Annotated in this window: 11 protein-coding genes; 7 read left to right on the top strand and 4 right to left on the bottom strand. The window is 60.1% G+C overall.

Annotated elements, in window-relative coordinates; genetic code table 11:
• Positions 1-74 precede the first annotated feature (74 nt).
• Both VJX68_RS05500 and VJX68_RS05495 read right to left on the bottom strand, forming a co-directional pair.
• Positions 75-3,491, bottom strand: coding sequence for an adenylate/guanylate cyclase domain-containing protein (locus VJX68_RS05500; protein ID WP_324094656.1), 3,417 nt, complete (start codon positions 3,489-3,491; stop codon positions 75-77).
• A 64-nt stretch (positions 3,492-3,555) separates the two neighbouring features.
• Positions 3,556-5,985: a tetratricopeptide repeat protein gene (locus VJX68_RS05495; protein ID WP_324094655.1), complete on the bottom strand. Its 2,430-nt coding sequence runs from the start codon at positions 5,983-5,985 to the stop codon at positions 3,556-3,558.
• 116 nt (positions 5,986-6,101) lie between these two features.
• Between VJX68_RS05495 and VJX68_RS05490 the strand changes: the two genes are divergently transcribed.
• Positions 6,102-6,794, top strand: coding sequence for a response regulator transcription factor (locus VJX68_RS05490; protein WP_324094654.1), 693 nt, complete (start codon positions 6,102-6,104; stop codon positions 6,792-6,794).
• 58 nt (positions 6,795-6,852) lie between these two features.
• Here VJX68_RS05490 and VJX68_RS05485 read toward each other — a convergent pair whose 3' ends face one another.
• Together VJX68_RS05485 and VJX68_RS05480 are read right to left on the bottom strand one after the other, a co-directional pair.
• The gene (locus VJX68_RS05485) at positions 6,853-8,199 is read right to left on the bottom strand and encodes an ATP-binding protein (protein WP_324094653.1); all 1,347 of its coding nucleotides are present in this window, start codon (positions 8,197-8,199) and stop codon (positions 6,853-6,855) included.
• Positions 8,200-8,411: 212 nt separating this feature from the next.
• Entirely contained in the window at positions 8,412-8,849 is a 438-nt protein-coding gene (locus VJX68_RS05480) for a response regulator transcription factor (protein ID WP_324094675.1), read from the bottom strand.
• 215 nt (positions 8,850-9,064) lie between these two features.
• Here VJX68_RS05480 and VJX68_RS05475 point away from each other — a divergent pair, with 215 nt between their 5' ends.
• The 6 genes from VJX68_RS05475 to VJX68_RS05450 all read left to right on the top strand — a co-directional run bounded on the left by VJX68_RS05475 (position 9,065) and on the right by VJX68_RS05450 (position 15,489).
• On the top strand, positions 9,065-10,390 hold the full coding sequence (locus VJX68_RS05475) for a hypothetical protein (RefSeq protein ID WP_324094652.1): 1,326 nt from the start codon (positions 9,065-9,067) through the stop codon (positions 10,388-10,390).
• 62 nt (positions 10,391-10,452) lie between these two features.
• On the top strand, positions 10,453-11,199 hold the full coding sequence (locus VJX68_RS05470) for a DUF3313 domain-containing protein (RefSeq protein WP_324094651.1): 747 nt from the start codon (positions 10,453-10,455) through the stop codon (positions 11,197-11,199).
• 58 nt (positions 11,200-11,257) lie between these two features.
• Positions 11,258-12,898 (top strand): arylsulfatase, encoded by a 1,641-nt coding sequence (locus tag VJX68_RS05465; protein WP_324094650.1) that lies wholly within the window; start codon positions 11,258-11,260, stop codon positions 12,896-12,898.
• Positions 12,899-13,039: 141 nt separating this feature from the next.
• Positions 13,040-13,288, top strand: coding sequence for a hypothetical protein (locus VJX68_RS05460; RefSeq protein ID WP_324094649.1), 249 nt, complete (start codon positions 13,040-13,042; stop codon positions 13,286-13,288).
• Positions 13,289-13,677: 389 nt separating this feature from the next.
• Positions 13,678-14,136, top strand: coding sequence for a hypothetical protein (locus VJX68_RS05455; RefSeq protein WP_324094648.1), 459 nt, complete (start codon positions 13,678-13,680; stop codon positions 14,134-14,136).
• Between the two features lie 39 nt (positions 14,137-14,175).
• The gene (locus VJX68_RS05450; RefSeq protein WP_324094647.1) at positions 14,176-15,489 is read left to right on the top strand and encodes an OmpP1/FadL family transporter; all 1,314 of its coding nucleotides are present in this window, start codon (positions 14,176-14,178) and stop codon (positions 15,487-15,489) included.
• Positions 15,490-15,493: the final 4 nt, after the last annotated feature.

Below are 15,493 nucleotides of genomic sequence, written 5' to 3'. Positions count from 1 at the left end.
GCGGACTCCTGGATTTCCAGTTCGATCTAATTGCCTCGCTTCCAACAAGTCCAACTCGGCGCTGGCGAACTCTGCTATCCGCTGAGTTCCTCGAGCAGCGCCTTGGCGTCTTTCAGGTCGGCGGTGTCGAAGCCCTCGGTGAACCAGTTGTAGATTCCCGCGAGCATCGCGCGGGGTTCCTCGCGATGACCCTGCTTGTCGAGCAACCGCGCGAGACTTGTCGTCGCGCGCAATTCCCACGATTTCGCGTGCTGCTCGCGCGAAATCTCGATCGCGGTGCGGAAGGATTGCTCGGCTTGCCCGGCATTCGACGTGTCCTGGGCCAGCAGCAGTTCACCCTTCAACCGATGCACCTCGGCTTCGTGGAACCGCTGGCCTGTTCGCTCGATGGTCGAGAATGATTCGTCGAGCGCGCGAAGACCTTCATCGAACCGGCCCATCCGGCCCAGCGCGTCGGCAATCAAGGCCAGAACATAGTCACTTAGAAGCTCGGAGCCGGCGGCCCTGTGCTCCGACAAATGCCGTCGCATCCGCGCGATACCGCCGTCGAGATCGCCCGCCATCGTATCAGCCCATCCGAGGAACATCTCGCACAAGGCGCGGCGAGTTACACCGCCACTCTCCGTCGATAGCATCAGTGCCGCTTCCGCCCTCTCTCTCATGAGCGCAAGCTCGCGACGGAGTCCAAAAGTGTATTTGGCGATGTTGTGTACCGCCTCCAGGACAGACTTTGATCCGGACTCGTTCGCGATCGCAGTCGCGCGACTTACTCGCTCCAGTGCGCGATCAGGATAACCCAGGAACCAGAGGTTCCATCCCGATACGATGCGGCCGAGCGCCTCATCTACTAGCGGTTGGACCCGCTGGGCTTTCGGCACTAGCCCGGCACGCTGGTGCAAAACCCCAGTTGTCTGCTTCGTTATAGAATCCCGCAGCGCCAATGCCCGCTCGAAGTCTTCGGCGCCAAGTTCGAGGGCGCCGGAGTACATCCTCGACAGCGCCAAACCAAACACAGCCTCCGCGATATGTTCCGCGCTCCCGTGTCGCTCCGCTCGTGCAAGCATCTCGGCGCTTAAATCGCGCGACTTGTAAACGTCGGGACGGGACCGAAGGACAAATGAGACTCCGCGGAGCGCAGCCCAGGTCTTTTCCCAGTCGATCCCGGGCCGCCGGCAAAGCTCCACAGCGCGTGCCGCCGACTGCTCGGCTTCGAGCGAGCCCCAGCCCTTGATCGTCATCAGTGCAGTGAAGGCTGCGTTCCTGAGGTCCAACTCCAGCTCGGCGCGCCGGTCGTCGTCAGGGAGCTTCTGCAGCAGCTCGAGTCCGGTTTCGAACTGCGCGACCGCTTCGGCATAGGACCCACGATCGGTGCACTGCTCGACAGCGCGCAGGCAATATTCCACCGCCTTGGCCGGATTACCGCTGCGCGCATAGTGATGCGCCAGCTCGGCGACGTGGTCGTCCAGGCTGTCGGCGTACATTGACTCCAGTGCCGCGCCGATTCGCGCGTGCAACATTCGGCGGCGTTCGTTCAGTACCGAGTTGTACGCGACGTCGTGCGTCAGCGCGTGCTTGAAGATGTACTCGATATCGCCGGATGCGGGCTGCTCGTAGATGAACTCGCCGAGCTGAAGTTCGGACAGCATCGGCTCCAACTCCGGCCCCGGCTTCGCCGCCACCTTGCGCACCAGCCCGAGTTTGAACTCGGTGCCGATGACCGCAAGCGTCTGCAGCAGGTCTTTGTGATCGGGCGCGAGCCGGTCGATGCGCGCCGCGAGGATCGCCTGCACCGTCGGCGGGATCTTCAGTTCGTTGAGCGGCTTGGTGAGCTTTACCGTTCCGTTGCGGACCAGCGCGCCCTCGTCGAGCAACACCTGCACCGTCTCTTCCATGAAGAACGGGTTGCCCTCGGTTTTTTCTATGATCAACCGCTTCAGCGGACGAACCTCCGCACCGTCGCCGAGCAGCGCACTCAGCATCTCATCGGCGCTCTCCTTGCCGAGCGGATCGAGGCGCAATTGCGTGTAGTAGGTCTTGCTGTTCCACTGATGCGAGTACTCGGGGCGGTAGTTCACCAGCATCAGGATGCGCGCGGTGCCGATCGAGTCGGCGAGCAGGTTCAGAAATCCCTGCGACTCGTCATCGACCCAGTGCAAGTCCTCGAAGATTACGATCAGCGGCTGGTTGAGGCTCTCGCGCAGCAGGATACGCTTGATCGCGTCGAGCGAGCGGCGCTTGCGGGTCTGCGGCTCCATCTCTGCGACCGGACTGTTCTCGTCGCTGAGGCCGAGGAGAGCATGCAGGTACGGCAGCGCGTCCTCCAGCGAGCGGTCGAGCGTGAGCACCTTGCCGTTGATCTTTTCGCGGCGTTTGCGCTCGTCGTCCTCCGAGCTGATCTCGAAATAGCTCCAGAGCAAATCGATCACCGGCAGGAATGCGGACGCCTTGCCGTGCGAAACCGAGAACGCTTCCAGCACCATCCAGCCCGATTGCGAAACTGCCTTGAACTCGAACAGCAGACGCGACTTGCCGACTCCGGCCTCGGCCATCGCGGCGACGATCTGCCCGCGCCCCGCCTTGGCCTGCTCGGCCGCGCGCTTGAGCGCGTCCATCTCGGCTTGCCGCCCAACGAACTTCGACAGTCCGCGTCCCGCCGAGCGCTGCAATCGCGTGCGCAGCGGCCCCAGTCCCGTCACCTCATAAACGTTGACTGGTTCGCTGACGCCTTTCACTCGCGTCGGGCCGAGCGGCTTGAGCGTAAAGTAACCTTCGCAGAATTTTCGGGTTGCCTCGCTCGCGACGATCGACCCGGTGCGTGCGATGCTCTGCAGGCGCGAAGCGAGGTTCGTCGTATGTCCGATCGGAGTGTACTCGACCTGGCTCGCGCCGGTTGCGATCGAGCGCACCACAACTTCGCCGGTGTTTACGCCGACGCGAATCTCGATCGGTGCGCGCCCTTCGGCCTGGAGCTTCGAGCCATAGCGCCGCAATTCCTCCTGCATCCGCAGCGCCGCGGAGAGCGCGCGTTGCGGATGATCTTCATGCGCGACGGGCGCGCCGAACAGCGCGAAGATGCCGTCGCCGGTGCTCTGCACGATGTAACCGTCGTAGCGGCGCACCGCGTCGATCATCAGCTTCAGCGCCGGATCGACAATCGCGCGCGCTTCTTCAGGATCGAGGTCTTGCTCTAACTCTGTCGAGCCCTTGATGTCGGCGAACAGCGCGGTGACCGTCTTGCGCTCGCCCTCGAGCGCTTCCGGCGAGCTGCTCTCCGGCGCAACTCGAACGCCGGAGCCTAAGCCCGGAGACGACGAAGTTGTGGCTGCTGTGTCCGAACCATTTGTCAGTGGAGTCCCGCACTTGCCGCAGAAGTCAGAGGTCGGCGGGTTTTCCGCGCTACACTTCGCGCAATGCCTTGCGAGCGCATTCCCACACTTCGCACAGAAGTTATTTGTCGAGGGATTATTCGTCCTGCATCTCGAGCAGCGCATCCACTCACCCTTCGAACCAAGCGGCCGACCGCTCTTGTATCACCTAACGCCGCCTACCGACCAGTCAACCGTGCTGATGCTCGCGTAGCTCCTTCAGCATCTGTTGAACTTGCGGATTTTCCGGTTCTAGCTCCTCGAGACGATTCGCATAGGTGAGCGCCCCGGCGGGATCGCCGGACAGTTCCAGGAAGTTCGCCAGCGCGGCAAGTGAATCGCGATCATAAGGATGCACCTTGATAGAACTCTCCAGCGTCTCGATTGCGGCGCGAGTCTTTCCCGCATCGCTCAGTGCGATCGCGTAAACGTAAGCATAGCGCGCATTGCCCGGTTCGCCGCGTGCGGCTGCCCCCAGCAGATCCAGCGCTTGCGTACCGCGCTTCTGACGCACCATCAGCAGACCCAAGGCATGCTCTAACGACGCGTCATTTGGCGAACGGCTCATTGCGTCCGTCAGCACGCGTTCACCTTCGTCGTCCCGGTTCTGCGCGCGATAGAGGTCGGCAAGGTTGACTGCACCCGGCGCGAAACTCGGATCGAGCGACAATGCGGTCTTGAGTTCCGCCTCGGCCTGGTCCAGGTGATTCTCGCGGGCATACAGCAGTCCCAGGTTCATGTGCGCCTCGGGACGGTCCGCGTTCAATTGTTGCGCGCTGATGTATTCGTCGGTGGCACGATTGAAAGCAGCGGCAACATCCGCGGGTAAGTTGTTCGCGGGCAACCCTGCCAGCACTTCCGCCGCTTCTATCCGCACGGCACGAACAGGATCGCTGAGAAGAGGCGACGATGCATTCGCGCTGGCTGTCGGATCGGTGTTGGACAGTGCGTGAGCGGAGGCACGTCGCACAAGAGCCCAATCGTCGCCGACTCCGGCGCGGACCGCCGCGTCGGTCGGCGGCGGAGCGTAATTCGCGAGCAAAGATAGCGCGGTGGCGCGAGCGATCGCCGGCTGCGCGGTGTCTGCGACCAATCGCTCGAGCGATTGCTGCGCTCCGGGCGCTCCTGCCGTCCCTGCGTTCAATGTTTCAGCAAAGCTCTGGAACCCTCGGGGCGCATGCCCATACCACTTGTTCACCGCTTCCGATGCCCACTGAGAGGATTTATCGGTGTGGCAATTGGTGCAGGCGTTGGGAGTGCCGAGCTTCACCGACAGGTCGGGACGCGGAATGCGGATACTGTGATCCCGACGCGCATCGACGACCATATATGTGCGCGTCGGCATGTGGCATTCGACGCATCGCGCGCCCGCTGATCCGACCTTGTGGAAATGATGCGCCGGCGAATCGTACTTAGCCAGCGAATGACACTGCGCACAGACACCGTTGCTCTCGTCCCGAAGCCTGGAGCTATGCGGCTCGTGGCAATCGCTGCAGGTTACGCCGGCGTGGAACATCCTACTCTGGACGAAGGAGCCGTACTCGTAGTCCTCCTCCTTTATCTGGCCATCCGGGAAATAGTGGTCCTCATCGAGCAACGCGACGCGGTAATCATCGCCCACCGGCTGTCCGTGCACGTAGTCTTCGTGGATCTCGCCGCGCCGCGCATGGCATCGCGCGCACATTTCAATTTCCCGCTCTGATTTACGCGGCGAGCTGCGACGCGGATTGCCGGTGGCGGGATCGATCGGCCACGCCACGCCTTTGCGCTCGTCAAGTGCGATCGTCAGGCCTTCGGTTGCATCGAGTTTCCGCCAATCGCCCTGCTTCTTCGCCCACGCCACGTGATCGGAGCCGGGACCGTGACAGGCCTCGCACGACACATCGATCTCCGAGTATGCAGTGGAAAACGTGCGCGTGCGAGCGTCGTAATTCTTGCGCAGGTTGGTCGAATGGCAATCGGCACACATGTAGTTCCAGTTCTGATCGAGGCCGGTCCAGTGCCGCGAATCCTGAACTGTGATGTTTTGTCCCGGATATAGAAAGAACCACCGTTGACCGCCGCGCTCGTGCGGCCGGGTGTCCCACGCGATCCCCAGCGCCTGCAAGCGTCCGCCGGGCATCGCGATGAGATATTGCTGCAGCGGGTGAACGCCGAACGTGTAGCCGATTTCGTAATCGTGAAGCGCGCCGTCCGGGCCGTCGGTACGTACCATGAATTTGGAGCCGTTGCGCGAGAAGATCGAGGTGACGCCATTGTTGTCGAAGCTCGCGTGATTGAAGTCGCCCAGCACCGTGGAATTAGTCGCCGGTTGCATGGCCAGTTGATGATGCGAGCCGCGCCAGCGAGCATTCTCATTCTCGTGACAAGTCGCGCATTCCGCAGCTCCGACAAATCTCAAATCGAGCGTGCGCGGTGTTGTCAGTTCCGGAAGCGTGGATTCACGCATCCATCGCGTTAGGAGGACGACAGCGACAACGAACACAACTGTTGGAATCAGCCAGGTGAAAAGCCGGAGCGGCGACTTTGCTAACGCCGTGGGCGGGTGCACTCGCGCCGCGGCCGCTCCTACCGGCGCGGTGTTCGCCTGCTTGTTGCGAGTCCTTTTCTTCTTGCTCAACGATCAGCTCTTGAATCGATTCGCCGTATGAGACCAAAGTCGAATTGCTCTAGTCCGTCAACGGTTTGTACAATTAACCCACGTATCGCCGCCAAATGCTCGGGGAGGACAATACGGTGTCTATCGCAAAGACTCGGTTTGGACCTCAAAATGGCAGAGCGGAAGACGTCCGCGACATCAAAACCGATGCGGCCACTGGACTCATCAAAGTTGCAATAATCGAGGACGACGAGAGTCTGCGCCAGGCGCTCTCGTTCCAGCTCCGCACCGCCAGCTTCGACGTCGTCGCTTACTCTTCGGCGGAAGAACTGCTCGAGGCCGCTGATGCGAAGGAGTTCGATTGTGTCGTGGCGGACATCTACCTGCCGAGGATGAATGGGCTTCAGCTTCAGGAGGAACTCAACCGCACCGTTCCGTACGCGTCGATCGTTTTCATCACCGGTCGCGGCGATCTGTCACTCGGGATGCACGCGATGAGGAAAGGCGCCGTGGATTTCCTGGAGAAGCCGGTTGACGATCAAGCTCTGTTGAACGCGCTAGCTATAGGCGCCCATCGCTCGCGTACGCGGCGCACAGAACAATCGCAACGGATCGGACTCGAAGAAGTGCAGCGCTCGCTGACTTCCCGCGAACGCGAAGTCTTCGCCCTGATAACGACCGGTTTGCTCAACAAGCAGGTCGCCGCCAAACTCGGGACAACCGAGCGGACCGTGAAGGCGCATCGCGCAAGTGTAATGAACAAAATGGGCGCCGGCTCACTCGCCGACCTGGTGCGAATGTCCGCAATCCTCCGCATTCACTCCAATTGAATGCCGCGCGCCTCGCCGCTTCGTTCCGGAAGAGGGCCACCGACCATCGACAACTCATTCACTCGTTGCGTCTCGATTTGCTTTGGCGTTTCCTTTCGCCGACCGGCAATGTGAAAGTGAACGTGGCGCCGCGATCGGGATTCGGCGTTGCCCATATTCTGCCGCCGTGACTCTCTACTATCGAGCGGGTGACGAGCAGGCCGAGTCCCATTCCGTCGTTCTTGGTCGTTACGAATGGCTCGAAAAGCCGGTTCGCGACCGCTGGGGCAATGCCCGCGCCGCTATCGCACACGCTTACTCCCACCCATCCGGTCTTCTCCGGAGCTACCTTGATTGTTACCTCGCGCCGATCTGACGTGGCCTCCGTGATTGCGTCGAACGCATTCATCATCAGATTCAGCACGCACTGCTGCAGCTGGACAGGGTCGCCATTGACTCTTTGCGCCGAGCGTGAAACCTCGATCTGCACCGCGATCCTCCGGACTGCCGCCTCGCCGGCAATCAGCTTCACAACTTCGGCGACCAGTGCACCGAGGCCGACGGCGGTTTTGTGCTCGTCGTGCCGCTTGAACATGAAGCGGATCCGCCGGACGATTTCAGCCGTCCGCTTGGTGTCTTCAATCGCGCTGTTTACCGCCTCCAAAGCCATCGCGGGCTGCGGATTCCCCTGGGTCAGCAAGCGCGCGAGCCCCCCGAGGTTGCTCAGTATAGCGCCGAGCGGCTGGTTGATCTCATGCGAAAGCGAGGCGACCAGCTCGCTCATCATGTTCCGGCGCGACGCGAGCCTGAGCTCAGCGCGGACCGCCCGCATTGCCGTCACGGATTGCTTGCGCTCGATCGCGCTTCCAAACAGTCGCACCGCCAGCCCCAGGTGATCGAGCAGCTCGGGCGGCCATTGCCGAGCCGCGCGGAACTTGCCGAAACTCGCAGCTCCGATGACTCGACCGCCGGCCCACATCGGAATCACAGCAGAGGCTTTGGGACCCCATCGCTCTACGAAGCGCCTTGCATCCGCCAGTTCAACCGGAATTTCGCCTGGATGTGAGAAAGTAATCTGCTTGCCCGCCATGACGAGTTTGGTGGTCGCCCGCAAGAGCTTCTCCGGAACATAGTTCCGGGGGAAAGGCGGCATATTCGGTCGACGCCAAGTGTGCGTCGTACGGACAGGCTTGTCGGGCGCGTCGCGCTCATATATGGCGCTTCTGTCGAGGTCCAGAGCTTGGCAGATCTTGCCCAACCAGGATTCAATCTCTGTGTCGACTGCGTCGGCCGGCACCCGCGCCATAGCCGCCGAGAGTTCTCCCACCAGCGACTCGAAGCGCTTGACCTCACGCCGATCGCGGCCGACGCGCGGGGCTCTGTCACGTTTCGGCTCGATAGTGGCGCTGGTCGCTCGTCGTTGCATCTGTGAAAAGTAAAAGCCGCGTGCTGGGTTTGGACGTCTGGGACGGGTGTACGCGAAATGCAATCGCGCCGGGACGCGATCCTTTCGTTGGGCACGATACAACAGCGATTCGCACTAAAGCGAGCGTCGCGCACCGATACACGCCGGCAAACTACGAGGTCACGGAGATTTCACGGAGGATTTGGCTGCCGTTATAACGCTGTGAATGGCGCTTAGTGCGGCAAATCCAACTGATTCGGTAACGCCTTTCTAATCGCCCGCAGCAGGCTTTTTTCATCGAAAGGCTTGAGCAGGCTGGCACTCGGATGCGCATCGCGCATCATTTTCCTGGTCTGCACATCGTCACGGCCGCTTATCAGGATCGTCGGCACGTGGCGTCCTGCGGCAGTCAACTTCCGGCATAATTCAATCCCGGTCATTCCCGGCATGTAGACGTCCAACAGCAGGCACAGGTCACCGGCTGGAAGATCGCCGCTCAGGAAATCTTCGGCGCTCTGAAAGTCCGACACTTCGAATCCCAAGACCTGCAACTGCCGCCGCAGCGCGCGACGCATCGACGCATCGTCATCTACCACAATTATCGTAGCCGTCGATTTCTTCCCCAATTGACGATACCGGCTGCCCGGGATACTGGCGCTCACAATCTCCATCGTTTGCGCAAGGACATTGTGCATCGCGGGGCGGCCGGTCGGCCATTGTACCAAAGTACAATATCTCTCTCCGAAAAAATGGACGAATCTTGCGCTAGCGCGGAAAAGCGAAAGCGCGTCGTGGTCCGACGAGACGGCGCAACTAATCTACTGGCATCCAAGCGAAGCAGTCCGGGGAGAAGATGAATCTAAACTCGAGAAGTATGAAATGTGCAATGGGCCTGCTGCTCGGAGGATTTTTGCTGGCCGGCTGCTCTCAAAGCGCACCGCCTGAGGCAAGCCAACCCTCCCAGGCACCGGCCGTACAGGCACCGCCGCCGCCGATGGCGAGCGTCCAGCCGCCCCAACCCGGCGCGGCGGGAGGACAGTACGAAGAGCCACCTGTCGTCAATGTGGCTGACCTGATGCCCGCTACTCCTCTCTCGGGGCCGGGATTTTCCGTTCAACCACAGGCACCCACGAACGGCGCGATGGGCCAATACACAATCGTGGCCGACCCGAGCGTCTTTCATGACGACGCAGGTTCTTACTACGTCGAGAGTCTCGACATGCTGAAGATACGTCTCTCCGAGATTCCTGCGATCGAACAACTCGATGGCATGAGTAACACCAGCGTGTTCGCTCAGGCGCTCGCCTCCAGCGCAATACGTCCTGTAAACGCCGCCGCAAATATGGTCATGCATCCGATGGATACCGTCACCGGGCTGCCCAGCGGAGTCGGAGATTTGTTTGGCCGCGTAAGTCTTGGCGCGGGAGAAATAGCTTCATCAACCGCGAATTCCTTCGGCAGCGGCAAGGCCGCCGGTCAGGCCGGCAACGCTACGCTCACCGCGTTGGGCTATGACCAGGTGCGTCGGCAGCTCGCACATGAGCTACACGTCGATCCTTACAGCTCAGATCCGATTCTCACCAAGAAGCTGAACCACGTTGCCTGGGTCATGTTCTCGGCCCGCATGACGGTCTCCGCGGCCATGATGGCAGTCCCAGGTTCGATGATCATCACGGCCGTCACGGTCACCAACGATCTCGTCTATCAGACACCGAGAGCAGACCTGATCATCCTAGTTCAAAAGAAGCTGAAGAGTTTCGGTCTATCGCAGGAGGAGATCGTGGCCTTTAGCAGCAACACCGCGATTCCGTTGAGTTTGCAAGTTACCGCGGTCAAAGACCTCGAGGCTCTCGGCAACATTCCGGGGCGTCGCGCGGCCGCAGCCGCCATCGGCAACATGATGACCGAGTACCAGGCGCGGTTCCTGGTTACTTCGCTGCACATGCTTGTTCGATGGGGTCAGCAGCAGGCTCCAATCAGCGGGATTCAGGCTCCCGGTGTGCTGATTGGACATGATCAGAACGGCGCGACTATTCTGCCTGCCCCGGTCGACTACCTGTCATGGACCCCGCGCACTGCGGGGTTTGCCACCGATCCCAACTTGATGGCTCAGCAGAATCGCGTGCTTTGGATCACTGGCAAGATGACGCCGCTCGCACGTCAGCAACTGGCGGCCAACGGCTGGAATGTACGCGAAGGTGAACAACAGTAACGCGTAAGATTTGGTTCACGAAACTTATTGAAACTGGCAAGAGCCAAGATGCGGAGGAGAAAATGATTACCAAAACCCCGAGAAACAAAATAGCAACCTGTATAGCCGCAGCGAGTCTGGCGGCGGCGCTACTGACTTCGGGATGCTCGACCACGGTCGAGAGTCAGCCGTCGGCCGCGAAGGCGCTCGAGTCGGGTGGCCCGCTGCCCAGTGCAGTCACCGGATTTCTCGGTCCCGATGCGTCCAGGTTGGCTCCGGGCCCAGAGGGTGGCGCCGCGCTCGCATGGATAAATCCCAACGCTCAATGGAGCAGCTACACCAAGATCCAGTTGATGCCGGTTGAGTTCTGGGCGGCCGCCGATTCAAAAGTATCGACTGCGGACCAAGCCGTGCTGACCGAATACTTCTACAATGCGCTGCAAACGAACCTGTCCAAGAGCTTCACACTTGTGGATCAGCCAGGACCCGGCGTTATGACCTTGCGGGTGGCCCTCATGGATGCGACGACCGCGGTACCTGGCCTCCGCACCATCTCGGTAGTTGTCCCACAAGCCCGCGTACTCAACATGGCGCAATCGCTTGCGACCGACAGCTACGCGTTTGTGGGATCCGCCGAAGCCGAAATGAAGATGACTGATTCGGTCACCGGTCAGGTGCTGGGCGAAGCAGTCGATCAGCGTGCCGGCGGTATGGGGATGAAGGGTGCAGCTTCGTTCCAATGGGGCGACGCGCAGAACGCGATGGACTACTGGGCACAGAAGATCCCTAATCGCATTTTGCAACTGCAAGGAAAGTCTGCGCAGAGCTAGGAACCCTCGTTTAGCTGAGAGTGAAACGAGAAGCCGGCATCAGAAGAAGGAGTACTCAATGCCTGGTTGGAAAAATAAATCTGTCGCGCTCGCGCTGTTAGTTGGTGTGTTCTTGAGCCTGCTATCCCGAGGCACCGCTTGGTCTCAGGACAAGAAACCCAACATCCTCGTCATCATGGGTGACGACATCGGTATGTGGAACATCGGCGCCTACCATCGTGGCATGATGGCCGGCCGCACCCCGAACCTCGACAAGCTCGCGAAAGAGGGCATGTTGTTCACCGACTACTACGCCGAGGCAAGCTGCACGGCAGGTCGCGCGAACTTCATCACCGGCGAGCTGCCGATCCGCACCGGCATGACCACCGTCGGCCAGGCCGGCGCCAAGATCGGCATACCGGCGGAAGCGGTGACCATCGCCACGATACTTAAGTCCATGGGCTATGCCACGGGCCAGTTCGGCAAGAACCACCTTGGCGATCTCAATGAGTTCCTGCCCACCGTTCACGGCTTCGACGAATTCTTCGGCTATTTGTATCACCTCGATGCGATGGAAGACCCGGCCCACCCCGACTATCCGCAGAACCTTTTGAATGTCGTCGGCCCGCGCAACATGGTTCATTCCTGGGCGACCGACACGGACGATCCGACAGTAATGCCGCGCTGGGGCAAGATCGGCAAACAGAAGATTGAGGATGCCGGCCCGCTCTATCCGAAACGGATGGAAACGGTGGACGACGAGATTCGCGACCTCGCCATCAAGTTCATCGACAAGGCCCAAAAGGACGGCAAGCCGTTCTTCGTCTGGCTCAACCCGACGCGCATGCACATCGTCACGCATCTCTCCCCGAAGTATGAAGCGATGCGCAACTCAGAGAATGGCTGGTCGGAAGAGGAAGCCGGCATGGCCCAACTCGATGACGACGTCGGCCTGATGATGAAGAAAATCAAAGACATGGGGGTCGACGACAACACCATCGTGGTCTTCACCACCGACAACGGCACCGAAGTCTTCACCTGGCCTGACGGCGGTCAGACGCCGTTCGCGCAGTCCAAGGGAACAGTCCTCGAAGGTGGTTTCCGCGTGCCATGCCTCCTTCGCTGGCCTGGACACACGCCGCCGGACTCCGTGCAGAACGGCATCTTCTCCGGCCTGGACTGGCTTCCGACCTTCGTGTCCGTGGCCGGCAATCCGAACGTCACAGAAGAATTGCTGAAGGGCAAGACGATCGGCGACCGGACTTACAAGAACCATCTGGATGGCTACGACCAGACGGCCGCCATCACCGGCAAAGGGCCGTCCACGCGTCACGAAATCTTCTACCTCGGCGAGAGCACTGTCGGTGCGGTACGCATCGACGACTATAAGTTTCGTTTCATCGACCAGCCCGATGGCTGGCTGGGTGTTAAGGCCCATCCGGACGTGCCTTATATCACCAACCTTCGCCTGGATCCCTTCGAGCGGACTGGCTGGCCCAACAATGGAACCAAAGACGGCGCGCAGCAGTACTTCGATTGGTTCAAGTACGAGTTCTGGCGCTTTGTGTTCGTCCAGCAGTTGATGGGCAAGGAACTCAAGACATTCCTCGATTACCCGCCGATGCAGCGAGGCGCGAGTTTCAACCTTGACGCGGTGAAAGCTGAGATGGCGAAAAAGATGGCGGAGGCAGAGGCGGCGAGCAAAGGTACTGGCCAGTAACTCACATGACCTTCACAACTGGCGGCCCTCAGGGCCGCCAGCAGTCCAACATCGGCGTGAGAAAACGCGGGAGACAGTTCAATGGCGAATCCAACTTCAAGCTCAAATGCAGAAAAGATTGCTAAGCGCGCGATTTCAACAATGGTAGTGATAGGTATGCTCGCATTGGCCGGATGCTCCTCGTCCGAACCATCCGCGACACAGCAAGCGGCGCTGGCGAAGACCGAGTTACACTTCGATATCAACAAGTGCGAGCAGATCGAACCGGGTTTGTTCAAATGTCCCGCCGCTGACAAGGCGATTTGCAACCCCGACTACAACGGACAGGCCGAATGCGTCCGAATCGGACCGAAAGGGAGCGTCTTCGTCCAGAGCGGTTTGGCTAACTGATAGGGGCGCGATGACGATGGCTTGATCCAACGTCGCTTTTGAGGCTGAATGCCACCGTCGTTATCTAAATTGAGGAAGGAACCCAAATGCGAACGTTTTTGACTGCAGCGCTCGGTCTCCTCCTGCTCGCCTCGGGATCGGCGCGCGCCCAAGGTGTCGTGCTGCCTTTGCCGCCTGAGGATCAGCAAAATATAACGGCTCAACTTGGGCCGGGAGTCGTCGGCGCTGCGTTGCCGAGCAGCCCCATAAGCGACCCGTCCGTTTACTTCCCGCTTCAAGATAAGTCACAACAGTACCAAGTCGTCGCGGGACCCCACGCCGGGACCATTCAGACGCTTGGGCTCTGGAAGGCCAGGCGCCCCGGCGGAAAGAAGGCCTGGCGGTTTCAGATGACTCCAACGCTAGCGGGCTTCATGCGCGAGACGGACCAGGGCGACATCATTATGGCCGCCCTCACCGACTCGGGCGAAGGCGTGGTAGTCGTCACGACTCCTGCCAATCCGTTTGTGCCCAAGGGCATGCAACCGGGAGAAACGAGAACCTATACCCAGCAGGTCGCGGTGAACTATCTGGATGACCCCAGCGACCAGAGATACTCGGGATCGATCAACGGCACCTACACGTACGTCGGTACCTATCAGGTGACGGTGCCCGCTGGCACTTTCCCCGCGGTAATGTTCCGCGTCAAGTGCGAAGGCAAAGTTGGTCCGGCTCACACACAGAACACGGGCTACAACTTTTTTGCACCCGGCGTCGGCATGGTCGCAATGATCCTCGAGGAGGACGTGACGGCCTTCTGGCTCTTCAACATTGATAGCACAACTGGCAAGGTACTCATGTCGAAATAAACGGCGCATTGGGCGCAGCCCAAAGACGAGGACCTAAGAGTGCAGCACAATGGCGAACCCTGGCCGGAGGTGATTGTGGGGACAGTGTCGCGCAAGGTTCATAAGGCCATTTCTCTTGCGGCAGTTATTTTGCTGGCATTTGTAACGTCCGCGCGAGGTGCCGGGATTGAGCTGTATCCAACTGATTCTGGCACAGCAGGTGCCGGACAAGCGGCCATTGCAGAGGACGCTTCGACCGCAGCTTCGAATCCCGCCGGAATGACTCTACTCGACCGCTCGCAACTGCTGACTGCTCCGGGCGTGCTCTTGCCCTCGACCAATTTCGACGTTGCTCCAGAAACGACAACCTCGGGTGGTGGCGGCGGCAATGCCGGCGTGTTTTTTCCGCTCGGCTCGTTTTTCTATGTCCACAAGCTCTCCGAGCGGGTGCGACTCGGCGTGGCGGTTTTTTCAGATTACGGTCTTGGCGGAGACTACGGCAAGACGTGGGTTGGACGCCATTACATAACGGAGGCGTCACTCATCACTGGCAAAGTCAACCCGACAATCGCCTACGACGTAAACAACTGGCTGTCAGTAGGCACAGGTTTTAGCTTCGGGGTTGGGCGTTTCACATTTCAATCGAAGATTAACAACGTTCGTCCAGGCGTGCCGGATGGTGGCCTCGCGATGGAGTCGTGGGATGAGGCGTTCGGCGCTAAGGTCGGCATATTGCTCAGGCCGATTTCCAAACTTCGCATCGGGCTCACCTATCAGTCACCGGAAGACTACAAATTCGGCTTTCGACCGCACGTCACCGGCCTCGGTCCGGTTGCGAGCCGCATTCGCCAGAGACTCGGCGGGGTGAAAATCAATGTCCCTTTGACGGAGCCGCAGCAAGTAATGGCGAGCGCGGTCTATGATGTCCTACCCAGCTGGAGTCTGATGGGTAACGTCGGATGGCAGAACTGGACGCAGTTCGGGGAGTTTCCGGTCGGGATCTCCGGCAAAAACCAAAGGACTCTGACCGCCAACCTGCACTTCTCGAACACGTGTCAGATCGCGATCGGGCAGCAACTTCGGATCGGTGAAAAATGGCTGTGGTCTGCGGGATTCGCGTACGACAGTTCCCCGGTTTCGAGGGCGAATCGTAATCCGGTCCTGCCTCTCGATCGACAGTTGCGGTACGGCACCGGCATCCAGTATGAGATCAACCGCGACCTAACGGCCGGCGCCACGTGGGAGTTGATGGATGCTGGTCCAGGCCCTTACAGCAATACGCGCGGTCGCGGTCCGTTGGCCGAGACACTGCAAGGGCATTACTCGACGAACCTTCTGAACTTCGCCGCGCTCAATGTCATCTGGAAATTTTAGTTTC

It is taken from the genome of Binatus sp. (SeqCode), from assembly GCF_035272065.1.
Lineage (GTDB): Bacteria > Desulfobacterota > Binatia > Binatales > Binataceae > Binatus.
The sequence above is the reverse complement of the archived record's forward strand: the minus strand, read 5'-3'. Positions and strand labels throughout refer to the sequence as shown.

Coding starts and splice junctions, on each gene's coding strand:
- VJX68_RS05500 (WP_324094656.1), bottom strand. CDS start 3,491: ATGCGCTGCTCGAGATGCAGGACGAATAATCCCTCGACAAATAACTTC.
- VJX68_RS05485 (WP_324094653.1), bottom strand. CDS start 8,199: ATGCAACGACGAGCGACCAGCGCCACTATCGAGCCGAAACGTGACAGA.
- VJX68_RS05480 (WP_324094675.1), bottom strand. CDS start 8,849: ATGGAGATTGTGAGCGCCAGTATCCCGGGCAGCCGGTATCGTCAATTG.
- VJX68_RS05475 (WP_324094652.1), top strand. CDS start 9,065: ATGGGCCTGCTGCTCGGAGGATTTTTGCTGGCCGGCTGCTCTCAAAGC.
- VJX68_RS05470 (WP_324094651.1), top strand. CDS start 10,453: ATGATTACCAAAACCCCGAGAAACAAAATAGCAACCTGTATAGCCGCA.
- VJX68_RS05465 (WP_324094650.1), top strand. CDS start 11,258: ATGCCTGGTTGGAAAAATAAATCTGTCGCGCTCGCGCTGTTAGTTGGT.
- VJX68_RS05460 (WP_324094649.1), top strand. CDS start 13,040: ATGGTAGTGATAGGTATGCTCGCATTGGCCGGATGCTCCTCGTCCGAA.
- VJX68_RS05455 (WP_324094648.1), top strand. CDS start 13,678: ATGACTCCAACGCTAGCGGGCTTCATGCGCGAGACGGACCAGGGCGAC.